General features: G+C 61.1%; 21 protein-coding genes. 8 read left to right on the plus strand and 13 right to left on the minus strand.

Annotated features, from left to right (window positions below):
* The first annotated feature begins 123 nt into the window (after positions 1-123).
* Positions 124-474 carry a PPOX class F420-dependent oxidoreductase gene (locus KF821_07195; GenBank protein ID MBX3005596.1) on the plus strand — a complete coding sequence of 117 codons (351 nt, stop codon included), beginning with the start codon at positions 124-126 and terminating at the stop codon, positions 472-474.
* A gap of 45 nt (positions 475-519) precedes the next feature.
* Positions 520-2,154, plus strand: coding sequence for a molybdopterin-dependent oxidoreductase (locus tag KF821_07200; GenBank protein ID MBX3005597.1), 1,635 nt, complete (start codon positions 520-522; stop codon positions 2,152-2,154).
* A gap of 50 nt (positions 2,155-2,204) precedes the next feature.
* Here the strand turns inward: KF821_07200 and KF821_07205 are convergent, their stop codons facing one another.
* The 9 genes from KF821_07205 to KF821_07245 form a co-directional block, all read right to left on the minus strand.
* Entirely contained in the window at positions 2,205-2,612 is a 408-nt protein-coding gene (locus KF821_07205; GenBank protein MBX3005598.1) for a hypothetical protein, read from the minus strand.
* Positions 2,613-2,647: 35 nt separating this feature from the next.
* A complete protein-coding gene (locus tag KF821_07210) occupies positions 2,648-3,109 on the minus strand; it encodes a polymer-forming cytoskeletal protein (GenBank protein MBX3005599.1) in 462 nt (153 codons plus the stop codon).
* Complete coding sequence (locus KF821_07215; protein ID MBX3005600.1) at positions 3,109-3,912, minus strand: enoyl-ACP reductase; 804 nt, start codon at positions 3,910-3,912, stop codon at positions 3,109-3,111. The genes KF821_07210 and KF821_07215 overlap by 1 nt, the downstream gene beginning before the upstream one ends.
* A 10-nt stretch (positions 3,913-3,922) precedes the next feature.
* Entirely contained in the window at positions 3,923-4,543 is a 621-nt protein-coding gene (locus KF821_07220; protein MBX3005601.1) for a DNA-3-methyladenine glycosylase, read from the minus strand.
* A gap of 2 nt (positions 4,544-4,545) precedes the next feature.
* Entirely contained in the window at positions 4,546-5,292 is a 747-nt protein-coding gene (locus KF821_07225) for an HAD family hydrolase (protein ID MBX3005602.1), read from the minus strand.
* The gene (gene moaA, locus KF821_07230; protein MBX3005603.1) at positions 5,285-6,295 is read right to left on the minus strand and encodes a GTP 3',8-cyclase MoaA; all 1,011 of its coding nucleotides are present in this window, start codon (positions 6,293-6,295) and stop codon (positions 5,285-5,287) included. Before moaA ends, KF821_07225 begins: the two co-directional genes overlap by 8 nt.
* Before the next feature lie 74 nt (positions 6,296-6,369).
* Positions 6,370-6,900, minus strand: coding sequence for a hypothetical protein (locus tag KF821_07235; protein MBX3005604.1), 531 nt, complete (start codon positions 6,898-6,900; stop codon positions 6,370-6,372).
* Between the two features lie 44 nt (positions 6,901-6,944).
* Positions 6,945-7,865, minus strand: a complete 921-nt coding sequence (locus tag KF821_07240) for an EamA family transporter (protein MBX3005605.1) — start codon at positions 7,863-7,865, stop codon at positions 6,945-6,947.
* Positions 7,865-8,773 carry a DMT family transporter gene (locus KF821_07245; GenBank protein MBX3005606.1) on the minus strand — a complete coding sequence of 303 codons (909 nt, stop codon included), beginning with the start codon at positions 8,771-8,773 and terminating at the stop codon, positions 7,865-7,867. The genes KF821_07240 and KF821_07245 overlap by 1 nt, the downstream gene beginning before the upstream one ends.
* 153 nt (positions 8,774-8,926) lie before the next feature.
* Here KF821_07245 and KF821_07250 point away from each other — a divergent pair, with 153 nt between their 5' ends.
* From KF821_07250 to KF821_07265, 4 genes are read left to right on the plus strand one after another with little or no spacing between them, the layout of a single operon-like run.
* Positions 8,927-9,226, plus strand: a complete 300-nt coding sequence (locus KF821_07250; GenBank protein ID MBX3005607.1) for a hypothetical protein — start codon at positions 8,927-8,929, stop codon at positions 9,224-9,226.
* Position 9,227: 1 nt separating this feature from the next.
* Positions 9,228-9,572 carry a hypothetical protein gene (locus KF821_07255; GenBank protein MBX3005608.1) on the plus strand — a complete coding sequence of 115 codons (345 nt, stop codon included), beginning with the start codon at positions 9,228-9,230 and terminating at the stop codon, positions 9,570-9,572.
* 23 nt (positions 9,573-9,595) lie between these two features.
* On the plus strand, positions 9,596-10,822 hold the full coding sequence (locus KF821_07260; GenBank protein MBX3005609.1) for a PQQ-dependent sugar dehydrogenase: 1,227 nt from the start codon (positions 9,596-9,598) through the stop codon (positions 10,820-10,822).
* A 10-nt stretch (positions 10,823-10,832) separates the two neighbouring features.
* Positions 10,833-11,744, plus strand: coding sequence for an NAD(+)/NADH kinase (locus tag KF821_07265; GenBank protein ID MBX3005610.1), 912 nt, complete (start codon positions 10,833-10,835; stop codon positions 11,742-11,744).
* Here KF821_07265 and KF821_07270 read toward each other — a convergent pair.
* Positions 11,741-12,520 (minus strand): RNA methyltransferase, encoded by a 780-nt coding sequence (locus tag KF821_07270; GenBank protein ID MBX3005611.1) that lies wholly within the window; start codon positions 12,518-12,520, stop codon positions 11,741-11,743. The genes KF821_07265 and KF821_07270 overlap by 4 nt on opposite strands.
* A gap of 55 nt (positions 12,521-12,575) precedes the next feature.
* Here KF821_07270 and KF821_07275 point away from each other — a divergent pair, with 55 nt between their 5' ends.
* Together KF821_07275 and KF821_07280 are read left to right on the plus strand one after the other, a co-directional pair.
* A complete protein-coding gene (locus tag KF821_07275; protein MBX3005612.1) occupies positions 12,576-13,679 on the plus strand; it encodes an aminopeptidase in 1,104 nt (367 codons plus the stop codon).
* A 21-nt stretch (positions 13,680-13,700) separates the two neighbouring features.
* A complete protein-coding gene (locus KF821_07280) occupies positions 13,701-14,918 on the plus strand; it encodes a hypothetical protein (protein MBX3005613.1) in 1,218 nt (405 codons plus the stop codon).
* A 31-nt stretch (positions 14,919-14,949) separates the two neighbouring features.
* On the opposite strand, the gene rplT is transcribed toward KF821_07280, so the two are convergent.
* From rplT to infC, 3 genes are all read right to left on the minus strand, one after another.
* On the minus strand, positions 14,950-15,300 hold the full coding sequence (gene rplT / locus KF821_07285; GenBank protein MBX3005614.1) for a 50S ribosomal protein L20: 351 nt from the start codon (positions 15,298-15,300) through the stop codon (positions 14,950-14,952).
* Positions 15,301-15,307: 7 nt separating this feature from the next.
* Positions 15,308-15,538, minus strand: a complete 231-nt coding sequence (locus KF821_07290) for a 50S ribosomal protein L35 (GenBank protein ID MBX3005615.1) — start codon at positions 15,536-15,538, stop codon at positions 15,308-15,310.
* A gap of 79 nt (positions 15,539-15,617) precedes the next feature.
* The gene (infC, locus tag KF821_07295; GenBank protein ID MBX3005616.1) at positions 15,618-16,244 is read right to left on the minus strand and encodes a translation initiation factor IF-3; all 627 of its coding nucleotides are present in this window, start codon (positions 16,242-16,244) and stop codon (positions 15,618-15,620) included.
* Between the last annotated feature and the right edge of the window lie 4 nt (positions 16,245-16,248).

Consider the following 16,248-nt stretch of genomic DNA (forward strand, 5'->3'; position numbering starts at 1 on the left):
ACCCCTTGACACAAGTTTCACAAACGCTATAATCTCACTTGACGAGCGTCCGGGTGCCCCCCTCACCTGGGCGCTTGTCATTTAATCTAGTAATACCCTCCCTGCTGGTAGCATCTATAGCGTATGGACTTCACCGCCGCAGAAATTGCATATATTCGTAGCCAACACCTGGCGCGTATTGGCACAGCATCGGCGCAAGGCGTGCCCGATGTGGCCGCAGTGGCCTTTGATTTTGATGGTGAAGTCTTCTACATCAGCGGCTATCGCAATCAGGCCACGCGCAAGTATCGCAACACGCGTGCCAATCCGCGGGCTTCGTTAGTCATCGACGATCTGGCCAGCCTGCAACCGTGGCGGCCGCGCAGCATCAAGATCGATGGCTCTGTAGATTTTGTGCATCGCCAGGGGTATGCTGGTGAGAAGGAGTATCTGCGTATCACTCCGCTTAAGAAACGTTCCTGGGGGCTGGAGTAAGCAGGCACAGTTTGCGCCCGCCCGGCCTGCAGATTGGAGAGATGAATGGCAACAACGCGTAACGCAGCAACGATCTGGGGGGGTGCAGTACTGGGTGGCCTGGCGGCCGCATTGCTGACTGGCTTGTTGGCCCTGGCCGAGCCATTGCTGGGGATCCCCTTTCTGCCCTTCGCCATCTTTGACTGGATGGCCCGCGTGCTGCCCGGGGGGCTGATCCGCTTCGTGATCGAAAATATGGTGGCGATCATCCAATTCGTGCAGCGTATTGTGCCCATTGGTGATACGTCCACTGCGGCCAAGCTGGCCGAGCAAGTCATTGCGATCGTGCAGTTTCTTGGTCTCGGTGCAGTGCTGGGCGCCTTGCTGGCGGGTTTGCCGCGCCGCCAATCCCTGCGTAGCTATGGCCTGGCGGCCGGTTTGCTGCTGCTAGCGCTTACGTTGGTGATACACACTCAACTGGGCATTGCCGCGGGCTTGGGCAGCCTGGTGTTGGGCCTGCTCTACCTTGCCTGGGGTTGGGGGCTGGCGCGCCTGGTCGAAGCCTATCAGCAGCGCGCCAGCGATGCGACCCCAGGCCAGCTTGATCGCCGCCAGTTCCTGGCGGTGAGTGGTGCCGGCCTGGCTATCGGCGCCCTGGGCGCTTGGGGGGCTAGCCGCCTGTTCGCCGCCCAGGCCATGCCGCCGCGCAGCGCCAGCACGCCCGTGCCGCTCAATCCCGACGATCCCTTCGGCGCGCGGCTCACCAGTGGGCCGGCGGCTTCGCCGTCGCCGGAGGTCTTGGCGGCGCGCCCGGCCGCAGTGCGCGGCACGCGCCCAGAGCTGACCGATAACGCCGATTTTTATCGCATTGACATCAATACGCGCCCACCGCAGATCGATGCGGCCACCTGGCGCTTGCAAATTGCCGGTATGGTCAATACGCCCCTCACATTCACCCTCGCCGAGCTGCAGCAGATGCCAGCCCAAACGCAGATCGTCACCATGCAATGTATTTCCAACACGGTGGGCGGTGATCTCACCAGCTCTTCGCGCTGGACCGGTGTGCGTTTCAAAGACGTGCTGGCACGCGCCGGGGTGCAAGCCGGTGCGGCGGGGGCTTACATCACCTCGGCGGATGGCTTTTACGAATTTGTCACGCAAGCCGATATTGAAGACGAGCGCACCCTATTGGTATATGCCATGAATGGCGGGCCGTTGGTGTATGAACACGGTTTCCCGCTGCGTGTCTACATCCCCAATCGCTATGGCATGAAACAGCCTAAATGGATCGAGCGCATTGAGCTGGTGCCCGAACGCCTGGATGGCTATTGGGTTGAGCGCGGCTGGGATCGTGAAGCCTTTGCGCACACGGTGTCGGTGATCGATACCGTGGTGGTGGACCCGGATGTGGGCGCGGCAGGCCAGGCCACCTGTGGCGGCATCGCCTGGGCGGGCGATCGCGGCATTGGCCGCGTAGAGGTAAAGGTGGACGAGGGCCAGTGGCAGGCGGCCGAATTGCTGGCGCCGCCCCTCAGCGCGCTGAACTGGATTCTATGGCGCTATCACTTCCCCTATGCGATGGGGCGGCATGTGCTGCAAGTGCGTGCCTATGATCGGGCGGGCCAGCCGCAAGAGACGCGTAACGCACCGCCGGCACCCAGTGGCGCCACCGGCATCCATCAGGTGGTGGTGACGCTATAAACAAAAACGCCTCTCACATGAGAGGCGTTTTTATGTTCTTCAGGTGGGTGCTATTGCACCATGAAGTTGAGGGTGGTTTCCAACTCGCCGTTGAGGTACAGATCCACCTTGTAGTTGCCGCTGGGCCACAGCATGCTGTTGTTGGCCAGGTCGAAGGTTAGCACGGCGTCGCCGCTTTCAATGCTTACTTCGTCGATCACGGTGTCCGGCTCCTCGCCCACCACGTTCACCGCAGTCCACACCGCACGTACTTCGGTGCTGTCGGTGGCGTTGGCCAGGTCTACGATGGCGTAGAAAATGTCCGAGGCGCCATACACGCTGGTGCGCGTGGTGCCCGCCGAGTCAGCGGCCATATAGGCATCCTGGAAGTTGGCTGTGCTGGCGCTAAAGCCACAGGCCAGGGCGGCGAGGGCTAAAACGGCCAGCGCGAGCAAAACTTTGAAATTCACGTTCTTCATGGGTCTCCTCAATAGGTGATATTGACACGGTTAACTTATTTTGTAGCCGGAGTGTTACTGGGCGGCGTGGGTTGTTCGGCTTCTTGCGACGCGTCGTTTTTGGCAGGCGCCAGGTTGAGCTCTACCTTGTCTTCCATTTGGATCTGGCCGCGCAGGAAGGCGCCTTCTTCGGTGGCCATCGAAACCGTGACGACATCGCCCCACACCCGGCCGGTGGAACGGATCTCCACCTTCTCCGCCAGAATGTCGCCGCGCATCGCCCCGGCCACGATCACATGGCGAGCGCGTAGCTGCTGGCAGGTAACCCGGCCGGTGGGGCCGATGACCAGCAGGCCATCCAGCTCAATTTCGCCTTCATAAGCGCCTTCTACGCGCACGCCACCGCTGCCGGTGAGCTTGCCGCGCAGGTTCACACCATCCGCCACGACGGAGGTAATGCGCTCCGTGGGCGGCGGGGCGGCTTGTTGCTGCGGAACGCTGGCTTTGCGGCGGAACATCAGGCGGCGGCCGGCCCCTCTTCGCCGTTGCTATCGGCAATGCCGACGGTATTGAAGCCTGAGTCGACGTACATCACTTCGCCAGTGATGCGCTTGGAATGGTCAGACGCAAAGAATAGCGCGGCGTTACCCACATCTTCGATGGTTACGTTCTCGCGCAGCGGCGCGGCCTCGGCAAACTTGCTGTACAGGCCCTTAAAGCCCGAGACGCCTGCCGCGGCCAGGGTGCGGATCGGCCCGGCGGAGATGGCGTTGACACGGATTTTGCGTGGCCCGAAATCGCGCGCCAGATAGCGCACCGAAGATTCCAGGGCGGCTTTGGCGACGCCCATTACGTTGTAGCTGGGTACCGCTTTTTGCGAGCCGTAGTAGGTCATCGTCATCAACGAGCCCCACTCCGGCAGGTAGGGCGCGAACGCACCCGCCAAGGCCGTGAAGGAATACACGCTGATGTCCATAGCCGTGTGGAAGCCGGCGCGGCTGGTGTTGTAGTACGGCCCGCTCAGCTCTTCACGATTGGCAAACGCCACGGCGTGCACCAGGATGTCAATCTGCCCGTAAACGCTGTGCGCCTTCTCGGCAATGCGGGCAATGTCCTCATCTTTGGTCACGTCACAGGCTTCGATGAACTGGCTGTTGATCGATTGGCCCAGCGGTTCCGCACGCTTTTTCAGCACGTCCCCGGCGTAGCTGATGCCCACGTTGGCGCCATTGTCGTGCAGGGCCTTGCACACCCCCCAGGCGATCGAGCGCTCATTGGCCACACCGAACACCAGGGCGTTCTTTCCTTGCAGTAAGCTCATTATTGTCTCCTCAGTTGTTTGATGGCAGCGCTGCCGCGGGCAGATCTGCGATGTAGCGCCAGGGCTGGCTGAGCCAGGGTTCCGGAGTGGCACCCAGGCCGACGCGTGGCCCGCTGCGTACCAGGCTGTCTGGCACCGGCTTGGCGCGCTCCACGAAGATTATAGCTTCGCGAGCGGTCAGGCTCAGGCGGTTGTGCTCGCCGGTAATGCCGAAGGCTTGGGCCAGTTTGCCTGGCCCATCGGTCCATATACGGGCAGGGCGCCCCTTGCGCCGCCTGGCAATCAGTTCTAACCCCTCAGTGGGCTGCACGGCGCGGATCAGAACCGCATGCGGCGTGCCCTCAGGTTGGGTGACGAAGTTCAACATCCAATGATTGCCGTAGGTGAAATAAACGTAGGTATACCCGGCCGGGCCATACAGCGGCGCCGTGCGTGCCGTGCGCCCGGCACGCGCATGGCAGGCCAGGTCAGTTTCCCCGCAATAGGCTTCGGTCTCGGTGATCAGGCCGGCAATGCGCTGGGTGCGGCCGCCGATGCGCTGCACGTGCACCAAGCGCTGGCCCAGCAGCGCACGCGCCACTTCGGGAGTAGGCTGCAAAAAGAAGGCGGCCGAGATACGACGCGCCGCCATCGCTACGCCGCCGCTGTGCCCGGCAGTAGCGCGAGCAACTCATCAATGCGGCGGATCTGATCACAATCGGGGTTGTGGTACAGCTCGTTCCAGTTGAGCAGAATGCACTGCAAACCTGCCTGCCGTGCGCCAAGGATATCGGCGTAGTAATTATCGCCAATGTACAGCACGCTTTCTGCCGGGGTATTGAGGAATGCTAGCATGCGCAGAAAGATCTGCTTGTCCGGCTTGTAAGCGCCCAGTTGGCTGGCGGCTAGAAAGAAATCCATATGCAAATCCAGCGCCAGCGCATTCATTTCGGCGTGGACTGGCCTGGGGCGATTGGTGAGCAACCCAATGCGGTAGCCGCGCTGGCGCAGGCTGATCAATGCGGCGCGGGTCTCCGGGAGCACATGGCTGATTGGGGAGTAGTTCTCGCGCATATAGGCGTGCACTTGGGCGGCATACTGCTGGGCGTCCGCGTCGGCGAAGCCCAGCGCCAACAGGCTGCGCACGCCGTAATTGACCCAGAATTCCTGCGTGCCCTCTTTATAGGCGGTGATATCCGCTTTCAGCTCCGCAGAGCTGGCCCAGTATTGGTGTTCCCAGCGCTGGCCGGCCCGGCGTTCCTCCTGTGTGAGCGGCCGGCCCCGCAGCGTCTCCGCAAAATCGGAAATGAAGGCGTGCGCATGCGGTTCGTTGTAGCGCAGCGTATCGTCGAGATCAAAAACAATCGTTTGAATCGGCCGTACGTCTAAATCCTTAACCACCAATGTAAGACATCTCCACTTTGGGCAGGGCCACCGTATTGGCCGAGCGTAATTCCGAATAGCGATCCTCGCGCTGGCGCCACACCGCCGCGATCGCCTCTTGCAGCGCGGCCGCATCGGCGCCGCGGCGCAGCAGGCTGCGCAGGTCGGCGCCGCCCACCGCGAACAGGCAGGTGAACAAGCGCCCATCGGCGGAAATGCGCGCCCGTGAACAATCACCACAAAACGGCTGCGAAACCGAAGCGATCAGCCCCAGTTCGCCTTGCCCGTCGGCATAGCGGTAACGGGTGGCCACTTCGCCGCGGTAGTTAGGCTGCAAGGGTTCCAGGGGCAGCTCACGCTGGATCAACGCCACCATTTGTTTGGCGGTGATCACATCATCCAGGCGCCAGCCATTGCTGTGGCCTACATCCATGTATTCGATCAGACGCAGGATGTGGCCGCGCTGGCGGAAGTAGTGCGCCATGGGCAGAATGGCATGCTCATTTACGCCGCGTTTGACCACCATATTGACCTTGATCGGGGCCAGGCCGGCGGCCGCGCTGGCTTCGATCCACTCCAGCACACGCGCCACCGGAAAATCAACATCGTTCATGGCTTTGAAGGTAGCGTCATCCAGCGCATCCAGGCTGACGGTCATGCGGCTCAGACCGGCGGCCTTCAACGCCGCCACGCGTTCGACCGGGAAAGAGCCATTGCTGGTAAGGGCGACATCTTCCACGCCGGGGATGGCAGCCAGCCGGGCGATCAGCTCGTCCAGCCCCTTGCGCATCAGCGGCTCACCGCCGGTGAGGCGCACCTTGCGCACCCCCAGCGCCACGAAGGCGCCCGTCAGGCGCTCAATCTCATCAAAGCTGAGCAATTGTTCCGGCGGCATAAAAGCATGCGCTTTACCGAAGATTTCCTTGGGCATGCAGTAGGTGCAGCGGAAATTACACCGGTCAGTTACCGAGATGCGCAGATCATGAAGCGGACGGGCGCGTGTATCGAGAAGAGTGCTCATAAGGAACAAAAGAGGCGTAGTGAAGCACTACGCCTCTGGTGATGCGTCACTACAAGCGATTATATCGCGCCGGATTACTGGATGATCTCAGGCTTGCGCGGCGTCTTGCGGTTGCGCAGCAACATCGAGATGCCCGCCACGATCAGCAGCACCGGCCAGAACCGTGTGAGTATGTTCGGCCCGCCGAGCACGCCACTGAAAAAGATGAACAGCGCGGCGCTGAGCAGGATCGAGCTGGCCGCTTCGCGCAGCCCACTGAGGAAGTGGCCCTCAAGCAGATTTTTTACCAGGCTGCCGATGCCCGCAAAGCCAGGGATCAACGCCCACATGTAGGACCAACTGCTCCAGTCGCCCGACTGGTTTTGGTAAAAGAAGATGCCACCCAGGCCAGCCAGGATGGCCGCTGGCACCGCCATTGAGGGTGAGCGCAAAACGACGCTGAGTACAAAGAACAGCGCGCCCAAGCCCACGATCAGGATCGGCCAACTGAGATCGAGCTGCAACTGGTCAGCCAGTTCAGGATAGAACTGGCCCGCCAAGAACCAAGCCCCGGCTGCCAAAAGAAGCACGCCGAGCACGGCATTGTTTGTGCGTTGATTATTCACATCGTCCTCCATCTACTGCTATACGCAAAATACCGCCATGCGTTTCACTGTTTAGGTGCGTGGCTGTGGCGGTCGCGAAACACCCCGGCCACGCCCAGCAACACCAGTGCACTGCCCACCAAGGTATGTATGGTGATCGGTTCATGCAAGATAAAGTAACCTAGCAGCATGGCCAGCACCGGATTGATGTAGGCATAGGTCATCACGATGCGCGTGGGCAGCAGCTTAAGCGCGGTGACATACGCGGTGAAGGCCAAGGTGCCGAAGATCACCAGATAGAGCCAGGCCAGCCAGGCTTCTTGATTGGGCGTGGGCGCGGGCTCGTTGGTCAGCACCATCATCAGCGCAAAACCAATCGCGCCGAAGAGCATCTGGTAGCCGGAGCTGACCCGTGGGGTGAGGCTGAGCTGGTTGCGCGCCTGGTACACCGAGCCAGCGGACCAGGCCACCGAGGCGATTTGCAACAGCAGGATGGCGATCACATCCGCATGAATCCCGGAGGTCAGCGAGGGCAAGGTGAGCACCACGATGCCCAGGAAGCCGATCACCAGCGCGGCGAACAGCCGTGGCGAGGGCAACTTGCGGTCCCAGATCGCTTCGATCAGCGCGGTCCATATCGGGGTGGCGGCCAGCAAGAGCGCCGCCAGGCCTGAGGCGGTGCGCTGCTCGGCAAAGGCCACCAGGCCATTGCCCAGCATCCATAACAGAGTGCCCGAGGCAAACAGCACCAGCATTTCGCGCCGGGTGATGCGCACACGTTGCTTTTGTAGATAGGCCCAAAGGATCAATAAGGCCCCGCCCAGCGCGGCGCGCATCAACCCCATGGTGAAGGGCGGGAAGCCGGCGCCTTCGCGCACCGCAATGCGAATGGCCAGGTAGGTGCTGCTCCACACCAGGTACACCACCGCCAAGTTGGCGAGCCCGGCTGGGTTGAGTGCACTGGGGGAGGGAGATTTGTTTTGCATTAGTGCCTTTCCGCGGGTGCGCTGCGAGAAGGGGCCGCTGCCCGGCTGCGATGCACGATGACCACACCGAGCAAGACCGCCATGGCACCCAGCCATTCGCGGCGGGTGAGCCACTCACCCAGCAGCGGGCCGGCAATGATGGCGGTGATCAACGGTTGGGTCAGCAGCGTGGGCGAGACCATCGAGGCTGGCAGGTGGCCCTGGGCATAGGTAAGCGCCATCCAGCCACCGCCTTGCACCAGCAAGCCCAGCACCAGCAGGTAGAGATAGGTTTTTTGCGAATAGCCGAACAGCGGGATCTGCAATGCCAGGCAGATCAGTAGCAAGAGCACGCTGGCCACCGCGGCGGTGAGCCAGAAGAAAGACAGCGTATCCAACTGGTCGCGCCCGCGTTGGGCCGTGAGCATATAGCCGCCATAAAAGAACGAGCCGATCAGGCCCAGCATCCCGCCCAGGTTGAGATCAATATGCGCCTGCAGGTCGATCCCCAGCACCACCAGTGCGCCGGCCATGGCCAGCAGCAGGCCCAGCCAAAAAGTGGGCTTGAGCCGCTCGCGGAAGATGAACAGCGCCCCCAGGCCCACCCACAGCGGCGCGGCGTTGCCCAGCAGGGTCGGGATGGTGGCGCCGCCATAGGCCACTCCGCTTGACCAGGCGGCCAGGTCGATCGCCAGGAAAATGCCCGCCAGCGCGGCAATGCCAATCCCGCGTCGCGGCAGGGCTGGCTTGTGGCGCCGGCTGGCGGCAAACGGCACGGCGAAGGCCAGGGTGACGATGGCCATGCGATACAGGCTGACGATGCTGCCGGGTGCCTCGGCGAGGCGCGTAAAAATCGCCGAAAGACCGATGATCAAAGTGCCGCAGATCAGGGCGGCATACGCTTTCCATTTGGGTTGGGTGCTGGGCATAAGCCTCAATTCTAATCGATGGCGTTCGATAGAAGAAACAACCCCAATCCACGCGCCGCGTGTCTTTTCTATACTAATTTCGTTCTGATAGTTGACTACTAAAATGTAGGCAACACACGCTAGGTATAATCCTCAGGCGAGTGTGGAGGACCCATGGAAGACAAGAACAATCAACCCGAAATTCTGGAACGCGATCCACGTGGCGCCCCCAGCGGCCTTGGCACTCAGTTCAAGTTGCTGCTGCGTTTGCTGCGCGATCCGCGCGTCAGCCCGCTGCTCAAGATCCTGCCGGTGGCGGCGGTGGTCTATATGATCTCCCCCTTGGATGCCGCGGTACCCGTCATCGATGATGCTGTAGTGCTCGGCCTGGGCTGGTATGGCTTCCTGGAGCTGTGCCCGCCGGATGTGGTGGCAGAGCACCGCGCCGCCCTGGCCGCCGAAGCGAGAGGCTAGCATGCAATACCTGCAAAAATTTCTGCCCCCTGGTGGCGGGCGGGTATCTGATTTCCTTAACCAGTTTCGCCTGACCTGGCGCCTGTTGCGGGATCGCCGCGTCAACACGCTGTATAAGCTCATCCCCATCGCTTCCCTGCTGTATTTGATCTCCCCGTTGGATTTTGCCATCCCGCTGCTGGATGATGTCGCCGTGCTGTGGGTTGGCAATTCCATCTTTACCGAGCTGTGCCCCGCCGATGTGGTCGAAGAGCACCGTGCCGCGCTCGAAAAAGGCGGCCGCCGTGCCCAGATCAAGATCGATGAGGGCGATGTGATGGATGCAGACTATAAGGAGATGGAATAAAACGCCTGGCGCTGCTCCTGCCCTTGGTGTTGCTGCTGGCGGCGTGTAACAGCCGCCCAGCGCCAAACACCGCGCCGGCCGAGCCCACCATCTCCACCCCGCAGCCTGCGGCTAGCAATCCTACTCAGGCTGCGGATGCCACCCTGCAAATCGAAAAATCAACTCAGCCCCCGGTGGGCTTTGCTGACCCGGCCGCCTATAGCTGGAACCTGGTAAGCGATGGCTTCGCCCAACCGCTGCTGGTGACGCATGCCGGTGACGGCAGTGGCCGCCTGTTTGTGGTTGAGCAGCAGGGCATGATCATCGTGGTGGAAAACGGCCAGCGTTTGGCTACACCATTCCTGGACATTCGCTTTGAAGTGGGCAGCGACGGTAACGAGCAAGGCTTGCTCGGTCTGGCCTTCCACCCAGACTTCGACAACAACGGGTACTTCTACGTAAACTACACCGGCTTGGGCGGCAACACGGTGATCTCGCGTTTCCAGGTATCGGCGGATGGCACTGTGGCCGATGCCAATAGCGAAATGCCGATCCTGTATATTGCCCAGCCCTACAGCAATCACAATGGTGGCCACTTGGAGTTTGGGCCGGATGGCTACCTCTACATTGGTAGCGGTGACGGTGGCTCCGGTGGGGACCCGCAGGGCAATGGCCAATCGCGTGAAACCTTGCTGGGCAAACTGCTGCGCCTGGATGTGAATGTGGATGGCCCCTATGGCATCCCGGCAGACAATCCTTTCGTCTCCGGCGGTGGCTTGGATGAGATTTGGGCCTATGGCTTGCGCAACCCCTGGCGCTTCAGTTTTGACCGTGCCACTGGTGATCTCTACATCGCCGATGTGGGCCAGGGCGAATGGGAAGAGGTGCATGTGCTGCCCGCGGGCACTGGCAACGGGGCCAACCTGGGCTGGAACTACTACGAAGGCACCCACGCCTACGAAGGCACCCCGCCCGGCGAGCAGGCCTTTGAATTCCCGGTTGTCGAATACACCCACGGGCAACGCTGTTCGATCACCGGTGGCTATGTCTACCGCGGTGCGGCGCTACCCGCCTGGAACGGCATCTACTTCTTTGGTGATTTTTGCTCCGGCGAAGTGCTGGGTCTGTATCAAGCAGCCGATGGCCAGTGGAACAACCAGGTGTTGTGGGATAGTGGCGCGCTGATCACTTCGTTCGGCCAGGATGAAGCCGGCGAGCTGTACCTGGTGGATCGCAACGGCGGCATCTACCAACTACAAGCCACCCCCTAAGCCAGGCTGAATGGCGGCTCCCTCGGCTCCCCTTGCGGATATTGTTGTCGTCTATAACCCGCAATCCAGCGCTGCCAATCTCGCGCGCCTGCGCCAGGTAATTGCCGCAGCCTTCGGGGCGCGCCCAGTGGATTTTTGCGAATGCAGCCCGCAGGCCGATATGCCAGCCCGCCTGGCGCCCTGGCTGGCCGCCGGCGTGCGCCTGGTGATCGCCGCGGGCGGGGATGGCACGATTTCCGATGTAGCCGAGGCGCTGGCCGGGCACGCCGTGGTACTGGGCATCCTGCCGCAGGGCACCAGCAATGTGCTGGCACGTGAACTGCGTTTGCCGCTGCGCATGGAAGCCGCGGCGCGCATCCTGGCTGGTGAGTACGCCGTGCGCAAGATCGATGTGCTGCGCGCCGGGGAGCGCGTGTGCGTGCTGGGGGTCAGTGTCGGGCTTAGCGCTCTGGCGATGAAGGATACCGGGCGCAAGCAAAAGCGCGCCCTAGGCCCGTGGGCCTACTGGCTCACCTTTGCCCGTCACTTTTTCAGTTTACGCTCACACCTGTTCACGGTGGAGTTAGACGGCTACGCCACGCAACTACATTCCACCGATGTGCTGGCGATGAACGTCGGCACGATCGCGTTTCGTGCCATCCGTTGGGGGCCAGACGTCAAGCCAGATGACGGCTGGCTGGATTTTTGCTTTCTGTGGGCCCGCAACGGGTTGGAATATGCGCTCACCATCCTCAGCTTTGCGGTGCGCCGCTACATTCGCAACGAACGCGTAAACGTGGTGCCGCTGGCGCACAGCCTGCGCATTGTGAGCCCGGCGGGCTTATTGGTGCAAGGGGATGGCGATGTGATCGGCGTAACCCCGATCACGATCACGCTGGAGAAGCAGGCGCTGGCCGTTGCCGTGCCTGCGCGTGGCGCTTAGCTCGCCCGGCGCTGGCGCACGGCTTCAAACAGCAGCAGGCTGCCTGCGGTGGCCGCATTCAACGATTCGATCTGGCCGGGCATGCGGATTTGGATCGCCTCCGCCCCCAGGCTGCGGGCTTCGTCGCTGGGGCCGTTGGCCTCACCCCCCACAATGAACGCCAGCTTGCGTGTCAGATCCACCTCATCAAAGGGGTGGCCGATATTGGCTTCGGCCAGCAGCGCGTGCAGGCCGTGTTGCTGCAGCCAGCTGCGCACCTCGGCCCAGGTGTACTCCAGCACCGCCAGGCGCAACTGGGCACCCATGCCGCTGCGCAATACTTTGGGGGCAAAGGGGTCTACGCAGCCCGGTGCCAGCACGGCCGCCTGGGCGCCGGCCGCCGCGGCGCTACGCAGTAGAGTGCCTACGTTGCCGGGGTCATTCACCCGGTCAAGAATGATGGCCAAATCGAGCTGCGGCGGCAGCGCCAGCGTTTGCCGCGTCACTTCCAGCAACAGGCCGGCCGGTGTTTTGGTGTCGCTGCTGGCCGCCATCACATGCTCGGCTACTGGCTCCATCTGCGCGCCGGCTGCGGCAAAGGCCGCCACGAGCTGCTGGCCGCGGGCATCCAGGCCTTCGCTGTAGAAGCCTTGTTTTACCGGCCAGCCGGCCGCCAGTACTTCCTCTGCCAGGCGCACGCCTTCGGCCACAAAGCTACCCGCCTCGCGGCGCGCTTTGGCGCGGCTTTGCAAATTGCGGATGTGCTGCACACGCGGGTTTTGCACCGAGCTGATCATTGCCTGTAATTGTAGTGCAGCCGCGGTGTAGAATGCCCGTATCTCAGGAGGCATGATGGCAGACCCGCGCGTAGAAAAATTAGCTCAAACTCTAGTGAATTACTCCGTGAGAGTAAAACCCGGCGATTGGGTGGTGATTTTTGCCAACCCGCTGGCGGAAGAACTGGCCGGCGAAGTGCTGCGCCACACCCTGCGTGCCGGCGGCAACCCTACCCTGCTCTCGGGCTTGGGCTCGACCCAGCGGATCTTTTTTGAAGAAGCCAATGACGAGCAGCTAAAGTGGCTTTCGCCCTTCGATAGCCTGCCTTTCGAGAAGGCGGATGTGTTTATTAATCTCGACGCGTCCGAAAACACGCGCAGCCTGAGCATGGTCGATAGCCAGAAGCAGCAAGCCCGCTCCGCCGCGCGGCGTGAGATCATGCAAGCCTATATGCGCCGCAGCGCCACCGGTGAACTGCGCTGGACGCTGACACGCTTCCCCTGTAACGCTTACGCCCAAGAGGCGGATATGAGCCTGAGTGATTATCAGGATTTTGTATACCGCGCCTGCAAGGTGGATCAGCCCGATCCGGTAGCCTTGTGGAACGAAATCGAGAATGACCAACAGCGCCTGGTGGATTGGTTGGCTGGCCGTAAGCAGGTGCACCTGCGTGGCGCCAATATCGACATTCAGATGTCGATCGAGGGGCGCACCTTCATCAACTCCACTGCCACCCACAACATGCCCGGTTCAGAGATCTTCACTGGCCCGGTGGAAGACTCCGTGCAGGGCTGGGTGAATTACACCTACCCCGCCATTCACCTCGGCCGTGAAGTGGAAGGCGTGCGCTTGGAGTTCAAAGATGGCAAAGTGGTTAAGGCCAGCGCCGAAAAGAACCAAGACTACCTGAACAAGATGTTGGATATGGATGCGGGCTCACGCTTCGTAGGTGAGCTGGGCATTGGCACCAATTACAGCATTGATCGCTTCACCAAGAGCATCCTGTATGATGAAAAGATCGGTGGCACGATCCACATGGCGTTGGGGATGAGCTATCCCGAGACTGGGGGCAAAAACCAATCCTCGCTGCACTGGGACATGATCTGCGATATGCGCCAGGATAGCGAGATCACCGTGGATGGTGACCTGTTCTACAAGAACGGGCAGTTCCAAGTCTAGATCACATACTGGCAGCGTGTTGTGGCCCATATCCACTTTTTCAATGTGCCCTCTGCCGGCCATTTCAATGCCACCCTCCCAGTCGTGCGGGAGCTTGTGCAGCGCGGCCATCAAGTTACGTATTATCTAACCGAGAGTTACCGCCAGCCAGTGCAGGCGGCCGGGGCCGATTTTGTGGCCTACCCTGCCTGGCTGGGCGATGACTTCTTTGAGGTGCATGGTGTGGATGGCAGTAATCCCATCAAAACCGCCGCCCTGATGATCGAGGTAAGCCGCCACCTGCTACAAGAACTGCTGCCCAGCGTGCGTGCTCAGCAACCCGATCTCATCGTGTTTGATTCGATGTGTCCTTGGGGCTGGCAGTTTGCTCAGGTTCTGGGGGTGCCGCATGCGTCTTCAATGACTTTGCTGGTCATGCCCAGCAGCCTGATCATCACTTCAGGTATGCTGCCGCATTTGTTTTCAATTCTCGGGGCAAGCTTGCCGCTCTTTGCCAAGTTTGTGCGGGCGGCGCGCCAACTCCAGCGGGAGTATGGCCTGCGCATCCCGCCGATCGATCGCTTTCTAAATTATCCGGGCCAGGTGACCGTGAATTACACCTCGCGCTACTTCCAACCCCAGGGCGAAAAGATGCCGGCCGCAATAAAGTTTGTTGGCCCGCAACTGGCCGCCCCACCGGCAGCTATGGCGCACGAATTGCCAGGCGAGCTGGACGAACGGCCCTTGATCTACGTTTCCCTGGGTACGGTGATCAATCAGAACCTGGATTTCTTTCGTGAGGTGATCAGCGCGTTTGCCGGCGCACCCTACCAGGTTTTGCTTTCCATTGGGCGCAAGAATGACCCCGCCGCGTTCGGCCGGCTGCCAGATAATGTACTGGTGCGCCCCTTCGTGTCCCAAGTGGCGGTATTGCAGCGGGCTGCGGTCTTCATCACGCATGCTGGCATGAACAGTGTGCAGGAAGGCTTGTACTCCAATGTGCCGCTGCTGCTGGTGCCGCAGCAAATCGAGCAGCGCCTGGTGGCGCGCCGCGTCGTGCAACTGGGCGCCGGCCTGATGTCCGACCACAACACGGTGCCCGCCGCAACGCTGCGCGCCATGGTGACGCGCCTGCTCAGCGAGCCGAGCTTTAAGGCCAATGCGGCCAAGGTGGGTGCCTCGCTGCGCGAGGCGGGCGGCGCGCCGCGGGCGGCCGATGAACTGTTGGCTCTGGTAGCGCAAACAAAAAAGACGGCCTAGGGCCGTCTTTTTTTATATTGGAACTTCTCGCTTAGCTGAGCTTCGCCTGGGCTACCACAGCTTTGAAGGCGGCGGCATCGCGCACCGCGATATCGGAGAGCATCTTACGATTGATCTCGATATTGGCCTTGCGCATGCCGTTCATCAGTTGGCTGTAGCTCACCCCGTTCAGGCGGGCAGCCGCGTTGATGCGCATGATCCACAAGCCGCGCAGATCGCGCTTCTTGTTGCGGCGGTCGCGGTAGGCATAGGCCAGGCTCTTCAGGCGCGCTTCACTGGCACGCTTGTACAGCTTGGAGCGTGAGCCAAATTGGCCCTTGGTCTCGCTCAAGACCTTTTGATGCCGCTTGCGGCGGGTAATACCAGTCTTTACTCGTGCCATGCTTCCTCTACTTCGCCGTGCGCGTGGCCGGGTTGGCGCGGTACTTGCTCATGTACGGCGCCAACTGGCGGATGCGCTTCTGCAGGGCTTTGCCCTGCACCGGAATCATCTCGGTGAATTTGGCCTTGGTGCGCGCCGAGGTGCGGCGGCGCAAGTGGCTCTTGCCGCCCTTGGTGCGCACCAGCTTGCCCGAACCCGTCAAGCGAAAGCGCTTGGCGGTGGACTTGTGCGTCTTCATGCGAAATTTCTTAACTGCCACAAAAGCTCCTCTTGCGCTTTAGCTGAGCGCGTATGGTATCTGCGCTCAACTAAGAGCACTATTCCTCTGCGCTGGTTTCCGTCGCAGGTTCTTCTTTTACGTCTTTGGCCTCTGATTTGGCTGCTTCTTTCGCAGCGTTCTCATTGGGGGCCAGTACCATCAGCAGCGTGCGCCCTTCAAACTCAGGGGCCTGCTCGATAATCGAAATGTCCTGCAATTCAGCGGCAATCTCCTTGAGATCCTGCAACGCAATCTCAGGATAGTCACGCTCGCGGCCGCGGAAGCGGATACGTACCTTGACCTTCTTGCCTTCTTTCAACCAACCGCGCGCCGCCTTGGTCTTAAACCCACGGTGATGCTCGGTGGTCTTCGGTCGCAGACGAATTTCCTTGATCTCGACCTTTTTCTGGGCCTTACGCGCCTCGCGCTCTTTCTTGGTGCGCTCGTACGTAAACTTACCGTAACTCACCACACGGCACACGGGCGGCTTGGAGTTGGGCGCAACCTCAATCAGGTCCAGGCCCGCCTCTGCGGCGATCTGGAGCGCTTCTTCGATGGGCACAATTCCACGGTTCTCGCCGTCCGCATCGATCAGGCGGACTTCTTTGACCCGAATGGCTCTGTTTACACGGTACTCAGATGTACTGATGTGCTTATTCTCCTGGCACAAATTCGCCCCCGGCAGCTAG

It is taken from the genome of Anaerolineales bacterium, from assembly GCA_019637755.1.
Taxonomy (GTDB): Bacteria; Chloroflexota; Anaerolineae; order Anaerolineales; family UBA11579; genus JAMCZK01.

Bases quoted from the DNA above. Each gene is read 5' to 3' on its own strand.
- KF821_07195 (MBX3005596.1), top strand. From the start codon at position 124: ATGGACTTCACCGCCGCAGAAATTGCATATATTCGTAGCCAACACCTG.
- KF821_07200 (MBX3005597.1), top strand. From the start codon at position 520: ATGGCAACAACGCGTAACGCAGCAACGATCTGGGGGGGTGCAGTACTG.
- KF821_07205 (MBX3005598.1), bottom strand. From the start codon at position 2,612: ATGAAGAACGTGAATTTCAAAGTTTTGCTCGCGCTGGCCGTTTTAGCC.
- KF821_07210 (MBX3005599.1), bottom strand. From the start codon at position 3,109: ATGTTCCGCCGCAAAGCCAGCGTTCCGCAGCAACAAGCCGCCCCGCCG.
- KF821_07215 (MBX3005600.1), bottom strand. From the start codon at position 3,912: ATGAGCTTACTGCAAGGAAAGAACGCCCTGGTGTTCGGTGTGGCCAAT.
- KF821_07220 (MBX3005601.1), bottom strand. From the start codon at position 4,543: ATGGCGGCGCGTCGTATCTCGGCCGCCTTCTTTTTGCAGCCTACTCCC.
- moaA (MBX3005603.1), bottom strand. From the start codon at position 6,295: ATGAGCACTCTTCTCGATACACGCGCCCGTCCGCTTCATGATCTGCGC.
- KF821_07240 (MBX3005605.1), bottom strand. From the start codon at position 7,865: ATGCAAAACAAATCTCCCTCCCCCAGTGCACTCAACCCAGCCGGGCTC.
- KF821_07245 (MBX3005606.1), bottom strand. From the start codon at position 8,773: ATGCCCAGCACCCAACCCAAATGGAAAGCGTATGCCGCCCTGATCTGC.
- KF821_07250 (MBX3005607.1), top strand. From the start codon at position 8,927: ATGGAAGACAAGAACAATCAACCCGAAATTCTGGAACGCGATCCACGT.
- KF821_07255 (MBX3005608.1), top strand. From the start codon at position 9,228: ATGCAATACCTGCAAAAATTTCTGCCCCCTGGTGGCGGGCGGGTATCT.
- KF821_07265 (MBX3005610.1), top strand. From the start codon at position 10,833: ATGGCGGCTCCCTCGGCTCCCCTTGCGGATATTGTTGTCGTCTATAAC.
- KF821_07270 (MBX3005611.1), bottom strand. From the start codon at position 12,520: ATGATCAGCTCGGTGCAAAACCCGCGTGTGCAGCACATCCGCAATTTG.
- KF821_07275 (MBX3005612.1), top strand. From the start codon at position 12,576: ATGGCAGACCCGCGCGTAGAAAAATTAGCTCAAACTCTAGTGAATTAC.
- rplT (MBX3005614.1), bottom strand. From the start codon at position 15,300: ATGGCACGAGTAAAGACTGGTATTACCCGCCGCAAGCGGCATCAAAAG.
- KF821_07290 (MBX3005615.1), bottom strand. From the start codon at position 15,538: ATGAAGACGCACAAGTCCACCGCCAAGCGCTTTCGCTTGACGGGTTCG.